This window comes from Micromonospora sediminimaris (assembly GCF_016863575.1).
Classification (GTDB): domain Bacteria; phylum Actinomycetota; class Actinomycetes; order Mycobacteriales; family Micromonosporaceae; genus Micromonospora; species Micromonospora sediminimaris.
Map to the genome: position 1 here is coordinate 12,613 of NZ_BOPD01000033.1, position 16,968 is coordinate 29,580.

The window sequence follows — 16,968 nt, forward strand, 5'->3', positions numbered from 1 at the left end:
CAGCCCGCAGGGGAACGAGAGGTGAGTAAGTGACGTCCACACAATCCGCGTGGGGCATCGGCCTGGCCACCGTCACCGCCGAGGACCAGGTGCTCGACGCCTGGTACCCGACCGGCAAGCTGGGCCTCGGCGAGCTGCCACTGGTCGCCGGTGAGGACGAGGCCGACGTGCTGGACCTGCCGCCCGGCGCGATCGGCGACCGAGCCCTGCCGGGTCTGCGTACCGTCCAGGTGGTCACCGTCATCGGCTCGCTCGACGATCCGATCAAGGACGCGGCGGACGCGTACCTGCGGCTGCACCTGCTCTCCCACCGCCTGGTGCGGCCCAACGAGATCAACCTCGACGGCATCTTCGGCAAGCTGGCCAACGTGGCCTGGACCTCCGCCGGGCCGTGCCCGCCGGAGCGGGTGGACGAGTTGCGCGTCATCGAGCGGGCCGCCGGCCGCCACCTCGGGGTGTACGGGGTGGACAAGTTCCCGCGGATGACCGACTACGTGGTGCCCTCCGGGGTGCGGATCGCCGACGCCGACCGGGTCCGGCTCGGCGCGCACCTCGCCGCCGGTACCACAGTCATGCACGAGGGCTTCGTCAACTTCAACGCCGGCACGCTCGGCACCTCGATGGTCGAGGGGCGCATCGTGCAGGGCGTGGTGGTGGGTGACGGTTCGGACATCGGCGGCGGCGCCTCCATCATGGGCACCCTCTCCGGCGGCGGCACCGACAAGGTACGCATCGGCGAGCGGAGCCTGGTCGGTGCCAACGCCGGCGTCGGCATCTCGCTCGGCGACGACTGCGTCGTCGAGGCGGGTTGCTACATCACCGCCGCCTCGAAGATCAGTCTCCCGGACGGCCGGGTCGTCAAGGCCCGCGAGCTGTCCGGCGTCGACGGGTTGCTGTTCTGGCGCAACTCGGTCTCCGGCGCGCTGGAGGCCCGTCCCCGCGCCGGCCGGGGCATCGAGCTGAACGCCGCCCTGCACGCCAACGACTGAAGCCCCGGCGGGGCGAGCCCTGATCGGGCCCGCCCCGCCGGTGCGGCTCACCGCAGGCGGTACGCCTGAATGATCCGCTGGGTGACGGTGTTGCCGTCGGTGTCGCGGGCGGTGGCCCGCAACGACACGTGGCCGGTGCCGCGTGGGTGCTGCACGGTGGCCTGCCAGCCGCTACCGACCTTGCGTAGCTTGGCGCGCTGCCAGCGCTTGCCGCCGTCGTAGGAGACCTCGACGGTCAACGACGCCGTCTTCGCCACCGGTGCGCCGGGTTGGCGCTGCACCGCGACCGGAATCACGAAGGACCGGCCCGCCGGAGCCGCGTTCCGCTCGTCCAGCCGCGGCGCGAACCGGATCGCGGAGGCGGGCAGCCGCACCGGGTCGTCGCCGCGTACGTGCCGGGACCGGAAGGTCCAGGTGGTGGCAACCTCCGTGCTCAGGTCGCTTACCGTACGTTTCGCCGACGTCTCCAGCCGGTATCTGGCGGGACCGGCGGGCACCTCGAACTGGCCCCAGCCGGGATCCTCGGACTCATTCACCAGTTTGCCGTTGCGGTACAGGGCGGTACGTCCGGCGTCCGTAAGCGAACTGCCCAGGTGTCCGGCCGCGTCGCTGTACAGCGGCACGGACAGCGTGATCAGGTCACCCTGCCGGGTCAGGCCGTCGTCCGGCCAGCGCGGCACCGGGAACGACTGTCCGTGGGGCGCACCGTTCCAGACCTCCCGGTAGGTCCGCCCGGCCCGGTACGTCGTCGGTTCCGAGAAGAGCACGGCCACCGGTTCGAGCCAGGGCACGTCGTCGCTGCGCGTGCCGAACCACAGCTCGGTACTCCAACGCACCGCCCCGGTGTTGTAGTACTCGACCCGCTGACCCGGTACCGCGGAAGGCAGCCCGACCGCCCAGCCGCCCAGGTCGGGCTCGAACAGGGCGAAGGACATCCGCTCGGCGAGCGTGCCGGGGTAGCCGTCCCGGAACGTCTGCTTGACGGTGGCCAGGTCACTGCTGCGGTAGTGCCGGGTCAACCCGGCAGGCATCCGGCCCGGCACCATCTCGGCGAGGGCGTAGAGATACGGGCTGCTGGCCGCCTCCAGGTCGGCGAACTGGCTGCTGAACACGGCGAAGAAGTGGTCTGCCGCAGTCCGGCCGCCGAGCTGCCCGGTGAACAGCCCACCGAAGTCGTCGGCGACCGCACCGAACCCGGCTATCCCTTCGTCGAACAGGAAGTACGCGTCGACAGCGACGAGCGCCGGCGTCGCCGACCGGTCCGGCACCGTCATCCGCACCGGCTTCGCCGTACGCGCGTCCACCACGGTCTCGGCGTCCGACTCCACCACCAGTTCCGGCTGGGTCATCAGCACCAGTTCCTCGCTGGCCTCGTCGAACAGGAAACTGGCCAGCCCGTACCGCCCCTTGGGCACCCGCACCTCGGCGGTGCCGTCCAGGTCGGACACGAAGATGTCGGTGAAGTCGTCCAGCCCGAGCAGGAAGGTCGCGTACTCGTCCGGCACGGCACCCTCACGGCTCAGGTGGCGCAGGGTCAGCGTGTAGCTCTCCACCTCCTTGTGCACGGCCACCGGCGTGATCGCCACCAGGTCACCGGCACGGGCGACCACCCGACCGGTGTAGTGGCCGTCCGGGCTGTCGACGCTGGTGTCGACGGTGACCGTGGCCGACGCGGTCCCGCCCGCCGGCACCTGGACCTGCTGCGTACCGAGCGTGAACACGCCGGCCGGCGCGGGTTCGCCGTCCGGGCCGGTGGCCTCGATGCTGAGGTCCAGGGTGAGCGGCGCGGTGCCGGTGTTGCGCCAGGTCACCTCGCGCTGGATCGGTTCGTCGTCGGCGTGCGGCCAGAGCGTCCGGCCGAACGAGACGCTCGCCGGCTCGCTGACCACCGACTGGTTGATGGCACGCGCCACGTCGACCCGGCCGGCACCCTGCTGGTACGCGGTCAGGTCCGGATGCGGCAGGGCCGAGGCCATCAGGGTGGCCTTCAGCCGCTCCGCCGTCGCGTCGGTGTGCTGCTGGGCGAGCAGCGCCGCCGCACCGGCCACGTGTGGTGCGGACATCGAGGTGCCGGAGAGCGAGACGTACTGCTCGCCGACCGGTTCACCGAGTTGCGTGCCCTCCCCCCGGGCGGCCACGATGTCCACTCCCGGGGCGGTGATCTCCGGCTTGAGGGCGTCGTCACCGACCCGCGGGCCCTGGCTGGAGAAGTCGGCGAGTTGGTCGTCCCGGTCGACCGCGCCGACGGCGAGCGCGGCGTCGGCGCTGGCCGGCGAGCCGACCGTGCCGGTCCGTCCGGCGTTGCCGGCGGAGATCACGAAGAGGGCACCGGTCTGCTCGGTGAGCGTGTTCACCGCCTCCTCAAGCGGATCGACCTCCGGAGTGTCCGCCCCGCCCAGGCTGAGGTTCACCACGTCGGCCTCGACCTCGGTGGCGGCCCACTGCATGCCGGCCAGGATGGCCGACTCGGTGCACCCGTACTCCTCGCAGACCTTGCCGGAGAGCACTGTCGCGTCGGGTGCCACACCCCGGTTGCGGCCGTCCGAGGCGGCGCCGCTGCCCGCGATGATCGAGGCGACGTGGGTGCCGTGCCCCACGATGTCGCCCGGGTTCGTCTCCTCGGTGAAGTTCCTCGACTCGGCGACCCGGCCGGTGAGGTCGGGATGCGCGGCATCGACGCCGGTGTCAAGCACCGCCACGCGTACCCCCTGACCGGTGAAGCCGGCCTGGTGGGCGGCGGGCGCCCCGATCTGCGGCACGCTGTGTTCCAGCGTCAGCTGCCGCCGGCCGTCGAGCCAGATCCGCTCGACACCCCCCGCCGCGTCGAACCGGGCGCCGCTGGCACCGGCGACCGTGGCCCAGACCTGGCCCACGCTTTGCTTGTCCGCGGTGGCCGCGACACCACTGATGGCGGTCAGGTCACGGGTGACGGTCACCCCGTCGGGTGTGCCGGCCCGCCGAGCGTTCGACCCGTAGGTCATGAGCAGCGGCAGGTCGTCGCGGTGCGCGTCGTCGTAGCCGGCGGCGATCAGCCCGGCCACGTCGAAGAGCCGGCGGTCGACCCGCCCGTCGCGGATCAACGGCAGGGCGTCCTGCGGCACCACCCAGAGGTGATCCCGCTGCCGCTGGGTGAGAAAGCGGATGCCGTCGCGGCCCTCGGCCGGACGTACGCTCGCCCCGCGCGCAGTGACCGTGACCTGGTCACCGGTGACCAGGGTGACGGTGGTGGCACCGCGGCCGGCGTCCGGCCTGTCGGTCAGGGACTGGGTCGGTAGGGCCGCTGTCGGCGCAGCCGGTGCGGCCGTGGCCGCCGCCGGTACGCCGAGCACCAGACCCAGCACGAGTCCGGTGGCGGTCAGTTTGCTCCTTCGTCGCAACTGAATCCTCCTCTGGAGCGTCTACATCGATGTAGGACACATCGACTCTCATCACACTTGCATACTGAGTATGCAAATGGGAGTCAAGAATTCGACGAAGTTGAGTCCTTGCCGCGACGGCGCCGGGCATGATCGGACGGATGACGTCCATGAAGGAACGCATGCTCGCCGGTGAGCCCTACCTGGCCGACGATCCGGAACTGATCGCCGACCACCTCCGTGCCCTGCGCCTGATGGAACGGATCAACAACAGTGGCGTCGACGATCAGGAGGCACGTCAGGCGGCGCTGCACGAGCTGCTCGGCGAGCTCGGCGAGGAGACCGGCATCCGGCCACCCTTCTACTGCGACTACGGCTACCACATCCGGATCGGGCCCCGCAGCTTCGTCAACTACCACGCGGTCTTCCTCGACGTCGCACCGATCACCATCGGCGCCGACGTCCAGATCGGCCCGAACGTGCAACTGCTCACCCCCACCCACCCGGTGGATCCGGAACCACGTCGGGCGAAGTGGGAGGCGGCCCGGCCTATCACCATCGGTGACAACGCCTGGCTCGGCGGCGGAGCGATAGTCCTCGCCGGAGTCACCGTCGGTGACAACACAGTGGTCGGGGCGGGTGCCGTGGTGACCCGTGATCTTCCCGCCAAAGTCGTCGCGGTCGGTAACCCGGCCCGCCCGGTACGCCAACTCAATTGACCCTCGATTAACCTTCTACCTGCGCAAACATCTCCCTGGCGAGTGGCGACCAGTGCACCGCATCGGGCACTGTAGGTGACAGATGCGTCACCGGGAGGCTCGCATGGGAGGCCGGATCCTCGAACTACGCGTACACGGAGTGTCCAACACACCGCCTGCCGAGACCCTGGGGCTGACAGCTGAACCCGGGGGTGAGTCACCTCAGCCACGGCTCGTCGCGGGCGGCCCGGTCACCGGTTTCTACCGCTCTGCGGCAGCCGCGCCGCTCGACCCGATCGTCGTCGAGGCGTACAGCTGGGGGCAGTTGACCTCCGGCGCGCGAACCGCCCGCGACGTGGAGCGGGCCCTGTGGACGCTGCTGCTGCCCTTCACCCTGGCCAACGTGGCGCTGCACGCCCGTCCGGGCATACCGGCGGACCCCACCACCGAACGGCTGGCCAGCCGCTCCGGAATGACAGCCTGGCTGATCAGGCTGTTCTGCCTGAGCCTGACCGGCACCCCCGTGCTGGCGATGACCGGCGTAGGAGTCGATCTCATCGGCTGGCAGTGCGTGGACGAGGGCTGCCTGAGCCGGATTCCGGGCCCGTGGGAGTTCCTCGCCGGTTCCTGGTGGCAGCAGGGCGGGCGGGCCCTGGCCGTCGGCCTGACCGTGCCACTCGCCATGATCGGAGTGCTCGGCCTGGTCACCTGGCGGACCTACCAGTACGAGGCGGTGATGCCCGCCGACCCCACCACGAACCCTGCGGGACGCCGTACCCCGCCGCCGGCAGACGTCGACGTGGCGGTCGGCCAGCCGGCGCAGGAGCCGCCGCCCGTGCCCGAGCCACCACCCGGCCCCCCGACCAATCCCCTCCAGGACCCCACGTTCTGGTGGGGGGAGGGACAGCTACGTCGGGCGGCTGTCCTGCACCTGTGCACCGGCACGGTGGTGGCGGCAGCGGTCCCGCTCGGCACGGTCACCGTGCTCGACCCGCCACACGGCGCACGGGCGGTGCTCACCTGGACGGCCGTGGCCGCCTTCATCGCCGTCCTGACGGTCACGCTGGTGGCCATCGGCCGACCCTTCCTGACCCGACGCGACGGTGCCACCCCGCTCGGCCGATGGAGCATCGCGGTCATCCTCCTCACCGGACTCGGCCTGGCCGGCACCTTCGCGGTGCTGCTGCTGCCCGACGGCACCGCAGGCAGCGCGCTTGCGGAACTGCGTCCGACCGCCGGCTGCGACCTTGATCCCACCCAGCCCGGATGCCGGACTGACCGGTCGCTGCCGGGCTTCGACCGGGTCATCGCGTGGCTGGGCACCGGCCAACTGCTACTGCTCATCGCGATCGGCGCGACCGCCCGCTCCGGACGGCGCGGCGGCGCCACAACGGCCGCCATCGCGCTGCTGATCGCCCTCGGCGCCGCCTGGTGCCACGGTTGGCTGCCTGCCGCACCACCGGCCCCAGTGAAGCTGTGGCAGTTCGCCCTGCCGTTGCTCACCCTCGCCACGGTCGGCCTGCTGCTGCCCCGGATCCGCCCCACCACGGTCAAACAACCCCTCGAACCGCACACCGACCTGGCCTGGCGCGGCCGGGCGCCTGCCGTCATCGCCGGCTTCGGCTGGCTGCTCAGCCTCGCGTACAGCGCCGGCGTGCTCTACTGGGTCGCCAACCGGCTCAACGGCGGGGACACCTCCGCCGGCCGGTCCGTGGTGGTCACGCCAGCACCTGTGGCCTGGGCCGGCCTGACCTTCGCCGCCGCACTGCTGATCCTCGCTCTGGTCGCCGTCCGCGCCGTGGTGCTGTTCCGCCGACTGCGCCGCCGGGAGTACGCCCGGCTGAGTGCCCGGGGCGGCCGACTGTCCGCACACGACCTGCGTCGCGCCCGGGACGTCAGCACCCACCAGGCGCTGCACCGACTGGTCGGCGAACACGCGCTGCGACTGATCGGCTGGTACGCCGGCGCGATGGCCGTCGTCGCCGTGCTGAGTTGCGTGGCCGTCCTCTCCGCGGCCCGGCCGCAGAACGTGACGACAGGCGGAACAACCGTGGTGATCAAGGCGGTGGGTGACGTCGGCGACGCGCTGCTCGGGTTGCTTCCGGTGGCGGTGGCCGCCGTCGGCCTGCTCGTCTACCGCAAGAACGCCATCCGCCGCTCCGTCGGCGTGGTCTGGGACGTGGGCACCTTCTGGCCGCGCGCCGCCCACCCACTCGCGCCACCGAGCTACGCCGAGCGGGCGGTGCCCGAACTGCTCACCCGCACGGCCGGGCTTATCGCACTGGCCGAGCACGACCCGCGCCGGGTGGACGGCATCATCCTGTCCGGGCACAGCCAGGGCACGGTGATCTGCACCGCGGTCATCCTGCAGATGCCGAACCGGTGGCGGCGCCGGATCTGGTTCTTCTCCTACGGCTGCCAGCTGACCCGCCTCTACGGCCGGATCTTTCCCGCCTACTTCGGCTCCGACCGGCTACCGGTGCTGGCCGAGGCGCTGACCCGCCCGGGTGGCGGCACCCGATGGACGAACTTCTGGCGGGACACCGACCCGCTCGGTTGGCCGGTCACCGCCGGGGAACGGGACATCGCGGTGACCGACCCGGAGGCACTGCATCCGAGCGACGGCGAAGTCGCCGACCCACCGATCCGCAGCCACAGCGGTTACCCGGAGGCCGCCGAGTTCCAACGGGAGAGATCCCGGGTGGCGTGGCTGCTGCGGCGGGCGGTCCCGTCACCCCGTCGGGGGCTCGGCTAGGCGTACCACCAGGTCGGCCCGGTCGGCGGTGTCGGCCACCAGCGCCGCGTTGACCTCGTCGCTGCCCAGCGCCCAGGCTCGGGCGTCCTGCTCCGACCGGCCGTAGGCCATGTGTCGGGCGACCAGCCGCTGCCGCCGCAGGTCGGCGTCGAGGTCCAGGAACCACGCCTCGTGCAGCAGGGCGCGTATCTCGTCCCAGGGCCAGTTCGGAATCAACAGGTAGTTGCCCTCGGTGACCACCAACCGGACCTCCGGTGGCACCTCGATCGCACCGGCGATCGGCTCCTCCAGATCCCGACGGAACTGCGGCGCCCAGACCGACGTCGGTTCCTTGCGCCGCAGCCGACGCAGCAGCGAGACGTAGCCGTTGGCGTCGAAGGTGTCGACCGAGCCCTTCCGCAACTCCCGGCCGAGCCGACGCAACTCGTCCTGTGCGAGGTGGAAGCCGTCCATCGGCACCAGCCGGGCCGCCGGGCCGACCGCCTCGACCACCTGTGCGGCCAGCGTGGACTTGCCGGCGCCAGGTGCCCCGGTGATGCCGAGCAGCTGTCTCGGGCCGGCATCGGCCAGCCCCCGGGCCCGCTCCAGCAGCGCCTCGACCGACAGCACCTGCGCGACGGTCATCAGGACAGGACCGGCCGGCTGATCGTGAACCGGGCCCGCACGGCCGCGTGCACGCCCTGCGGCTGCGGGTCGAGTTCCAGCTCCGGGGTGCCACCGGCCTCGACGCCACCGGCGTCGAACGCCATCCGAGCCATCATCGGTTGGGCGGTGCCGCCCTCGTCGGACAACTCGACCAGGTCGGTGACCTGGGCGCCGAGCGCCTCGGCGTACTCGCGGGCCCGCTGCAACGCGTCACTGATCGCGGTGTGCCGGGCCTGCCGGTAGGCCGGGCTGTCGGGACGCAACGCCCACCACGGGCCCGCCACCTCGACCTGATCCTGGTCGGCCAAGCGCAACATCAACTCGCCGAGGGCGGTGAAGTCGCTGACCGTCACCGTGGTGACCACCGAACCGTGCCAGGCCACGACCCGTTCCCCGGAGCGGCGGGTCTCGGGGCGCACCCGCAGCTCGCCGGTCTCGCGCCGGTCGATCGTCGGGCCGTACGAGTCGAGCAGGACCCGGATCGCCGCGGCCCGCTCGGCCAGCCGGGTCAACGTCGGCTCCCGCTCCCGGTCCCGGGCCAGCGCGGTCACCGTGAACCGGGCGAGTTCCGGCGTGACCTCGCGGTACGCCTCGCCGCGTACGGTCACGACTGGTCCGTCCACCATGCCCTCACCCTACTGGCGGGCCCGTCGCCGCGCCCACCGATGAGCCGCTCAGGTCTGCGGGAGGTGGGCGACATAGGAGACGGTGCCGGCCACGTCCCGACACCCGCTCAGGTGGCCACCGGCCGCTCCGATGCCGTGCAGCCAGGCCACCTCGGCCGGTTCCGCACCCGGCGGAAACGACCTGACCTGCTCGTCGTACGGGCGGCCGGCCAGCTCGGCGCGGGCGGCACCGGCCTCGGCGTAGCGGGCGGTGAGGGCGTCGGCGTCGTCGGAACGCAACGCGCCGGCCAGTTCGTCGAGGAAGGCGGTGACCTGGTCCAGCGCGGCCAGCACCTGGTCGCGGTTGCCGCGCAGCATGTTCCCGGTACGTTGCGCCGGGGTGCCGGCGACCCGGGTGCCGTCCCGAAAGCTTCCGGCCGCCAGCGCCAGGACCGCCTCGCGCAACGGCGATCGGTGCGCCGCACCGGCAAGCGCCCCGGCGAGCAGGTGCGGCACGTGCGAGGCGAGCGCCACCACGGCGTCGTGCCGGTCCGCCGCCATCGGCACCACCCGGGCGGCGAAGACGTCGGTGACCAGGGTGGCGAGGCGGCGGAACGCGGCCAGCCCGTCGGGTGCGGGGCAGAGCACCCACGCAGCGCCGGTGAACAACTCCGGCAGCGCCGCCGCGAGCCCCGCCCGGTCGGTACCCGCCATCGGGTGTCCCGGCACGAACCGGCTGGTCAGTCCCTGTTCCGCGGCGAACCCCGCCAGCTCGGCCTTGGTGCTGCCCACGTCGGTGAGCAGGCAGTGCTCGGCGGTGGCGGCGGCCACCTCGACCAGGGTCGCGGGCAGCGTAGGCAGCGGCCCGCCGAGGAACACCACGTCCCGGTCGGCCACCGCGTCGGCCAGCCGGTCCGCCGTCGGTACGCCGGCCAGTCGGGCCTGCCGGCGGGTCCGCTCGTCCGGATCCCAGCCGGTCACGTCCACTCCGGCGGCGTGCAGCCGGAGCAGCACCGAACCACCGATCAGGCCGGTGCCGACCACCGCTGCCCGCAGCCGTGCGTCAGCCCTGAGCACCATCCGCGTACCTCGGCGTTCCCGTTGCGTCACGGAGCCGGCCGGCCCCGCGGCGGCGTGCCTGCCGGATCCCGCCGCACTGCCCCGAAGGGCCGGCGGCACGCCCTGCGTCCGCGCCCGAGGATATCGCCGGCCGGCACGACGCCCGGCAGCCGGCTGCACCGTCCAACCGGTACGCGTCGCCCGGCGCTCCGACTCCCCGTGCGCGCCCTTCCTCCTGGGATGCGGCCGGCAAGATCGAAGAGCCGGCCGAACCGGACCGGATGGGGGTTGTCCGACAAACCTCCACGTCGTACGGTCCGCTCCGCCGCCCGCAGCCGCGCGGGCACGGAACGGGGAGGAACGGCCATGGCCGCGACGTACCGGGCACTCGCCTCGGTGGTCATGTTGATCGGGTTCTACGTTGTCGCGCTGCTCCAGCTGGCGGCCGTCGCCGCCCTCGGCGTCTGGTTGTACGGCCACACGAACGGACTGGTCACCGGAAAGCTGCTGCTGCCGCTGATCGTCGCGCTGGGTGCGGTGGCGGTCGGGCTCTGGCGGGCGATCCGGACGAAGAACGAGCCGGCGCCGGGCCTGGTGCTCGACGAGCGGGAGGCACCCCAGCTGTGGGCCACCGTCCGGGAACTGGCCGACGCGGTTGGCACCCGGGCGCCGGACGAGATCCGGCTGGTGCCGGAGGTGAACGCGGCGGTCGGCGAGCAGAGCCGGCTGCTCGGGCTGATCGGCGGGCGGCGCACCCTCTACGTGGGTCTGCCGCTGCTTCAGGCGATGCGGGTCGACCAGCTCCGCTCGGTGCTGGCCCACGAGTTGGGTCACTACTCCGGCAAGCACACCCGACTCGGTGGCGTCGCCTACCGGGGACGGCTGGCGATCGAGGGCACCATCGAGCGGATCAAACCGCGCAACCCCATCGGCCTGGTCTTCAAGGGGTACGCGAAGCTGTACCTGATGGTCGACAACGCCGCGTCACGGCGGCAGGAGCTGGAGGCCGACCGGGCCTCCGTCCAACTCGCCGGCCACGAGGCGGCCACGTCCGCGCTCCGCAGCCTGCCGGCGCTCGACGCGGCCTGGAACTTCTTCACCGGCCGGTACGTGGAGTCGGGCTGGCAGGCCGGCCTCGCTCCGGACGATCTGTTCGGCGGCTTCGGACAACTGCTCCAGGCCCGCCGGGACGAGATCGCCAAGCTCCAGCAGGACGTGCCGGACCGCGAGCCGTCCCGGTGGGACACCCACCCCCCGATCGGTGTCCGGATCGAGGCGATGGCACAACTGCCGGCCGGAACGGCAGGCACCGACGACCGTCCCGCACACGTGCTGCTCGCCGACGTCCTGGACGCCGGCCGCCGGTTGCAGAGCCTCGTCATCGACATCGGCAACCGTCAGGTGCTGCCCTGGCCGGAATTCACCCACGCGGCGATCGCCGCCGGTGGGCAGCGCCAGGCGGACGGCATCTACCGGGCGGCCGGCCGATTCACCGGCGACCCCGAACCGGGTCTGGCAACCGTCCTCGACCTGGTCCGGACGGGTCGCCTGGGCGAGTTCGCCGAGCAGTTCTTCAGCGATGCCGACCGCCAGGAGGCGGCGGCCCGGTTCGCCGGGCCGATGGAGATGTTGCTGGTCAACGCCGCTATCCGCGCCCAGCGGGCCCGCTGGCAGCTGTCCTGGAGCGGTCCGGCCCAGTTCGTCGGCGTCGGCGGTGAGCCGTTGGACCTCGCCGAGATCGCCAAGCTGGCGGTCTCGGCGGAGACCCTCGATGAGGCCCTGGCCCGGCTCGCCGAGCTTGGCGTCGACCCCTCCACCGCGACCGTGGTGCAGAGCCGGGCCACCGCCGACAACGCCGGCGTCATCGGCGCCATCGGCAACGTGAAGGTCGACGGCGTGCAGCACGACCTGCTGATCCTCGACCGCGGTCTGATCCTGGTCGGCGGCCCGGGCAAGGCCGGCGACGGCGAGAAGCGGCTCAAGAACCTGCTCGAATCGACGCCGGTGGCGACGTTGGCCGCCCGACACCAGTTCCTCCCGTACGAGGAGATGGTGTCGGTGCAGGTGACCAGGCAGATCCCGCTGAAGGCCGAGGTGAGGCTGCACGGCGGCCGGACGGTGGCGCTACAGGAGTTGTACGGCAGCGTGCTGCTGGAGCGGCACAGCCGGGACAACCTGCTCCGGGTGTTCGAGCGGATCAACGAGGACTGAGCCGCCGTGGAGGCCGCTCCCCGGGCGAATCGGGAGCGGCCTCCACGGCGGTCGGAATCCCGGGCCGGGACGCCACCGCCTTCGGACGTGGTCAGGCCAGGCGGGCGGCGACCGCCGCGATCCGCTCGTCGGACTCGGTAAGCGCCGCCCGGACGTACTGCCGCCCGCCGGGACCGTAGAAGACACCGGCGGCGACCAGGATGCCCCGCCGGGCCAGCCAGTCGACGGTGGCCCAGCAGTCCTCGCCGCGGGTCAGCCACAGGTAGAGCCCCGCCTCGGAGTGCTCCACGGTGAAACCGGCGTCCATGAACGCCGCCCGCAGCGTCTCGCGCCGCGCACCGTACCGCTCCCGCTGCTCGTCGGCGTGCCGCTCGTCGCGCAGGGCCGCCACCATGGCCGCCTGCACCGGCGCCGGCACGATCATGCCCGCGTGCTTGCGGATCTTGAGCAGCTCGGCCACCAGGGCCGGATCGCCGGCCACGAAACCGGCCCGGTAGCCGGCCAGGTTGGAACGCTTGGACAGCGAGTGAACCGCCAGCACGGAGTCGTACGAGCCGCCACACACCTCGGGCGACAGCACCGACACCGGCTCGGCGTCCCAGCCCAACGGCAGGTAGCACTCGTCGCTGGCCACCACCGCACCGCGCTCACGGGCCCAGTCCACCACCTTGCGCAGGTGCGCGGCCGGCAGCACCCGGCCCGTCGGGTTGCCCGGCGAGTTCACCCAGACCAGGCGTACCCGGGACGTCGGACCGACGGCGGTCAGCGAGTCGGCGCGCACCGTGGTGGCGCCGGCCAGCCGTGCGCCGTCCTCGTAGGTCGGGTAGGCGATCGACGGGACCACCACGACGTCGCCGGGCCCCACCCCGAGCAGGGTGGGCAGCCAGGCCACCAGTTCCTTCGAGCCGATCGTCGGCAGCACCCCGAACCCGTCCGGGCCGGCGCCACATTCCCGCGACACCCAGCCCGTGATCGCGTCCCGCAGCGCCGGGGCACCGGCGGTCAGCGGGTAGCCGGGCGCGTCCGCGGCGTCCGCCAGGGCCTGCCGGATCACCTGGGGCACCGGATCGACCGGCGTACCCATGGAGAGGTTGATCAGGCCGTCCGGATGCGCCGCGGCCAGCGTGGCCGCGGCGTCCAGGGTGTCCCAGGTGAACTCGGGCAGTCGCGACGAGACCGGGGCGGGCCGGTTCAGTGGCCCTCGCCGCGGGGCGGCTGAGCGGCGACGAAGGTGGCGTCCTTCTCCACCTTGCCGATCTTCGAGGCCCCGCCGGGCGAGCCGAGCTCCTCGAAGAACTCGTAGTTGGCGCCGGTGTAGTCCTTCCACTGCTCCGGGACGTCGTCCTCGTAGAAGATCGCCTCCACCGGGCAGACAGGCTCACAGGCACCACAGTCGACGCACTCGTCGGGGTGGATGTAGAGCATCCGATTGCCCTCGTAAATGCAGTCGACCGGGCACTCCTCGATGCACGCCTTGTCGAGCACATCCACGCACGGCTCGGCGATGATGTAGGTCACCGGTCTTCTCCTCCGCAAGACATGCCGCGATCACCCGCGACGGTAAGAGCCTAGTATCTCGCCGGGGAGGAGGTCGATCGTGCTCCGAGAGCAAGACTTGGGACACCGAATCGTGGTGCGGCGTCGCGTCGGCGTACGCGGTGGTCGGCCGGTCTACTCCGATGCCCTCGGTGAGCTGGTCGAGCTGACCGAGACGCATCTCACGCTCACCACCCGACAGGGGCGGCTGCGCGTGCCGATCGCCGAGGTGCACCGGGCCAAGCGGGTCCCGGCGGCCCGGCGGCCGACCGCCGCCGCCATGGTCGAGCTGGAACTCGCCGCCGACGAGGCGTGGCCGGCCCCCGTGCGGGCCCGGCTCGGTGAGTGGCTGCTGCGGGACGCCGACGGCTGGACCGGCCGGGCCAACTCGGCGCTTCCGGTGGGTGATCCGGACCGTCCGCTGCCGGCCGCTGTCGACGCGGTCGAACGCTGGTACGCCGGCCACGGACGGCCGGCCATGGTCAACACGCCGCTGCCGCTGGCCGCGCCGGTCGGCAGCGAACTCGACCGGAGAGGCTGGGGTAGTCGCCCACCGGTGCTGGTGCAGACTGTCCCGCTCGCCACCCTCAGCGCGTCGGCACCGCCCGACGCGGTCGCGAGCGCCGCCGGCATCCCCGGCGACCCGACCGGCAGGGATGGCTCGGCCGGCCCGGTGGTCGAGCTGGCCGCAGCACCGTCAGCGGACTGGCTGGCCGTGGCCGCCGGTCGCAAGGGCGGGCTGCCGGACGCCGCGCGACACGTCCTCACCGCCGTGGACCAGATCCGCTTCGCCCACGCGTACGTCGACGGCGCACTCGTCGGGATCGGCCGGGGCACGGTGACCGGCCAGGGGCGCTGGCTCGGGTTGTGCCTGATCGAGGTGCTGCCCGCCGCACGCCGGCAGGGACTGGCCGTCCGGCTGATCCGGGCACTCGCCGACTGGGCCGCCGACGCCGGTGCGACCGACGCGTTCCTCCAGGTCGAGCAGAGCAACACCGGTGCCGTCGCGCTCTACCGCAAGCTGGGCTTCACCACCCACCACACCTATCTGACCCGCGTCGCGCCGCACTGACCCCGTCGGTCAGCGGCGGACCACGCGGCGGGGCTTGGCCGCGGTGGTCTCGGCGTACCGTTGCAGGCTGCGCGAACGGTAGTCGCGACCGAGCGTGACCAGCAGCAGGTAGCCCAGCATCGTCCCGACGGTGGTCGCCACCAGGTAGAGGCCGATCTGCGCGAAGAACGTCCCGCCGCCACCGGCGAACGGGTTGTCACCGACCAGCAGCGGCCCGATCAGCACGGTCAACCCGACCGCGATTCCGATCGCGGCGGCCACCTCGCCGGCCCAGCGGGCCAACGGACGCCGCTCACCCCAGACGAAGGCGACACCGGCCAGCATCAGGCCGATCACCACGAACATCCCGAGCGACACCCGGTCGGCGACACTGTCGTTGCCGTCGAAGCCGAACCGGATGACCAGCCGGGCGACCACGTTGACCGCGAACAGTGCGATCGCGAGCACACCGACCGCACGCCACCGCTGTCCCATCACATGCCTCCCGCCGTACGGCCCGCCCGGATGGCGGGTCTCCTGGCAGGAATATCTACCACCCGGCGCTGAGCGACGTCAGTACCGTCCGGAGGCCGGCGCCGGTGCGAGATTACCGACCGGAGGCCGGGGCCGGCGCGAGGATCGACCGGAACGCCATCACCGTGAAGGTCATCGCACCGCCCACCACCAGGGTGAGGCCGACCCAGTTGCCGACGAGCAGTACATCGCCCTCGCTGGTCCGGTCGGCGGCGATCACCATGATGGCCACCCAGGGCAGCGCCGGCAGCGCCACCGCCCAGCGGCGGCCGACGGACTCGACGGCCAACCAGCTCAACGCGATGTTCGCCGCCACGGCCACGAGCACCGTGACGCCGATCAGGTATCCGCCGATCCGCAGCGGGGCGAGCAGCAGTTCCAGCACCGCGCTCAGCATCGCCGCCAGGACGGCGAACATGCCGCCGGCCACCCGCAGGCCGAGGTCCATCGGACGGCGCCACCTCCGGCTCGGCCGGGGCGGCTGCTGCTCCTGCGGGGCGACCGACATCGCGGCGGGCAGGGTCACCGGTGACCGGCCGGGGTGACCGGTCTACTGCCGGAGGCGCCGACGACGTCCGGGCCGCCGGCCGCGTCCGACGCTGCGGCGGCCACCCCGGCGAACAGGTCCGACTCCCAGCCGTACGGGCCGCTGCCCGGCCCCTTCTCCCCCAGCGCCAGGGTGAAGTACTCCACCCCCATGAACTCGGCACCGAAATTGCCGGCGATCGAGTACAGCCAGGAGGTGGCCGGGATCTGGGTGGCATGAGCGCGCATCGCCGCCTCCTTCGCGGCATGCTGCTCGGTGGCGTCGATGCGGGCCGCGATCTCCTCGTCGGGCGTGCAGAACGGCAGCTCGGTGGCGTCGGCGATGCCGGCGAAGGGGTTGTCCGACGCCTCCGCGAAGTGCGTCAGGCCGGCCTCCAGCACGCTTTGCGGCATCGCCGTCCAGTAGACCTTCGCCGGTGCGAGCCCTTCGGCGGCGGCCAGCTCGACGGCCCGCATCGTCACCCGGTGTGCCTGGATGTGGTCGGGGTGGCCGTAGAAGCCGTTGTCGTCGTACGTGATGACCACCTGCGGGCGTACCTCCCGGATGATCTCCAGCAGATACCCTGCGGCCTCGTCGAGGTCGGCGCCCCAGAAGGCCCGGGGATGCTCGTTGGTCGACAGGCCCATCATCCCGGAGTCCCGGTAGCGGCCGGCCCCGCCGAGGAACCGGTGGTCGGTGACGCCCAGTTCGGCGCAGGCGGTGGCCAGCTCGGCGATCCGGTACCCGCCGAGCTGATCGGCCTCGGCTGCGGCGAGCCCGGCCAGCTCCGGTACGTGGATCTCACCCTCCTCGCCCAGGGTGCAGGTCACCAGGGTGACGTGGGCACCCGTGGCCGCGTAGTGGGCCATCGTCGAGCCGGTGCCGATGGACTCGTCGTCGGGATGCGCGTGGACCAGCAGCAGGCGGCGGTCAGTCAGCGTCGTCACGACGGTCACTCTAACCGGCGGTTCTCGCCTGCCGGCCCAGACGCGTCCGCGCAGGT

General features: G+C 72.3%; 14 protein-coding genes. 5 read left to right on the forward strand and 9 right to left on the reverse strand.

The window, feature by feature from the left end; all coding sequences use genetic code 11:
* Positions 1-29 precede the first annotated feature (29 nt).
* Positions 30-989, forward strand: a complete 960-nt coding sequence (dapD, locus tag Vse01_RS23665) for a 2,3,4,5-tetrahydropyridine-2,6-dicarboxylate N-succinyltransferase (protein WP_093405117.1) — start codon at positions 30-32, stop codon at positions 987-989.
* Positions 990-1,036: 47 nt separating this feature from the next.
* Here the strand turns inward: dapD and Vse01_RS23670 are convergent, their stop codons facing one another.
* Positions 1,037-4,366 (reverse strand): S8 family serine peptidase, encoded by a 3,330-nt coding sequence (locus tag Vse01_RS23670; protein WP_093405114.1) that lies wholly within the window; start codon positions 4,364-4,366, stop codon positions 1,037-1,039.
* 140 nt (positions 4,367-4,506) lie between these two features.
* Here Vse01_RS23670 and Vse01_RS23675 point away from each other — a divergent pair, with 140 nt between their 5' ends.
* Both Vse01_RS23675 and Vse01_RS23680 read left to right on the forward strand, forming a co-directional pair.
* Positions 4,507-5,064, forward strand: coding sequence for a sugar O-acetyltransferase (locus Vse01_RS23675; protein ID WP_093405492.1), 558 nt, complete (start codon positions 4,507-4,509; stop codon positions 5,062-5,064).
* Between the two features lie 103 nt (positions 5,065-5,167).
* Positions 5,168-7,798 carry a hypothetical protein gene (locus Vse01_RS23680; protein WP_093405111.1) on the forward strand — a complete coding sequence of 877 codons (2,631 nt, stop codon included), beginning with the start codon at positions 5,168-5,170 and terminating at the stop codon, positions 7,796-7,798.
* Here Vse01_RS23680 and Vse01_RS23685 read toward each other — a convergent pair.
* The 3 genes from Vse01_RS23685 to Vse01_RS23695 are packed head-to-tail and all read right to left on the reverse strand — an operon-like array spanning position 7,775 to position 10,128.
* The gene (locus Vse01_RS23685) at positions 7,775-8,422 is read right to left on the reverse strand and encodes a nucleoside/nucleotide kinase family protein (protein ID WP_093405109.1); all 648 of its coding nucleotides are present in this window, start codon (positions 8,420-8,422) and stop codon (positions 7,775-7,777) included. The genes Vse01_RS23680 and Vse01_RS23685 overlap by 24 nt on opposite strands.
* Positions 8,422-9,069: an SIMPL domain-containing protein gene (locus Vse01_RS23690; protein ID WP_093405106.1), complete on the reverse strand. Its 648-nt coding sequence runs from the start codon at positions 9,067-9,069 to the stop codon at positions 8,422-8,424. The genes Vse01_RS23685 and Vse01_RS23690 overlap by 1 nt, the downstream gene beginning before the upstream one ends.
* A gap of 48 nt (positions 9,070-9,117) precedes the next feature.
* Positions 9,118-10,128 carry a prephenate dehydrogenase gene (locus Vse01_RS23695; RefSeq protein ID WP_093405104.1) on the reverse strand — a complete coding sequence of 337 codons (1,011 nt, stop codon included), beginning with the start codon at positions 10,126-10,128 and terminating at the stop codon, positions 9,118-9,120.
* Positions 10,129-10,473: 345 nt separating this feature from the next.
* Here Vse01_RS23695 and Vse01_RS23700 point away from each other — a divergent pair, with 345 nt between their 5' ends.
* Positions 10,474-12,318: a M48 family metallopeptidase gene (locus tag Vse01_RS23700; protein ID WP_093405101.1), complete on the forward strand. Its 1,845-nt coding sequence runs from the start codon at positions 10,474-10,476 to the stop codon at positions 12,316-12,318.
* A gap of 91 nt (positions 12,319-12,409) precedes the next feature.
* Here the strand turns inward: Vse01_RS23700 and dapC are convergent, their stop codons facing one another.
* Both dapC and fdxA read right to left on the reverse strand, forming a co-directional pair.
* Complete coding sequence (gene dapC, locus Vse01_RS23705; RefSeq protein WP_275415530.1) at positions 12,410-13,513, reverse strand: succinyldiaminopimelate transaminase; 1,104 nt, start codon at positions 13,511-13,513, stop codon at positions 12,410-12,412.
* Positions 13,510-13,836, reverse strand: a complete 327-nt coding sequence (gene fdxA / locus Vse01_RS23710) for a ferredoxin (RefSeq protein ID WP_091422126.1) — start codon at positions 13,834-13,836, stop codon at positions 13,510-13,512. The genes dapC and fdxA overlap by 4 nt, the downstream gene beginning before the upstream one ends.
* Positions 13,837-13,915: 79 nt before the next feature.
* Here fdxA and Vse01_RS23715 point away from each other — a divergent pair, with 79 nt between their 5' ends.
* Positions 13,916-14,926 (forward strand): GNAT family N-acetyltransferase, encoded by a 1,011-nt coding sequence (locus Vse01_RS23715; protein ID WP_093405096.1) that lies wholly within the window; start codon positions 13,916-13,918, stop codon positions 14,924-14,926.
* 9 nt (positions 14,927-14,935) lie between these two features.
* On the opposite strand, the gene Vse01_RS23720 is transcribed toward Vse01_RS23715, so the two are convergent.
* The 3 genes from Vse01_RS23720 to mshB all read right to left on the reverse strand — a co-directional run bounded on the left by Vse01_RS23720 (position 14,936) and on the right by mshB (position 16,921).
* Positions 14,936-15,400, reverse strand: a complete 465-nt coding sequence (locus Vse01_RS23720) for a hypothetical protein (RefSeq protein ID WP_093405093.1) — start codon at positions 15,398-15,400, stop codon at positions 14,936-14,938.
* Between the two features lie 112 nt (positions 15,401-15,512).
* Complete coding sequence (locus Vse01_RS23725; RefSeq protein ID WP_093405489.1) at positions 15,513-15,947, reverse strand: hypothetical protein; 435 nt, start codon at positions 15,945-15,947, stop codon at positions 15,513-15,515.
* 14 nt (positions 15,948-15,961) lie between these two features.
* Positions 15,962-16,921, reverse strand: a complete 960-nt coding sequence (gene mshB, locus Vse01_RS23730; protein WP_232511268.1) for an N-acetyl-1-D-myo-inositol-2-amino-2-deoxy-alpha-D-glucopyranoside deacetylase — start codon at positions 16,919-16,921, stop codon at positions 15,962-15,964.
* Positions 16,922-16,968 lie beyond the last annotated feature (47 nt).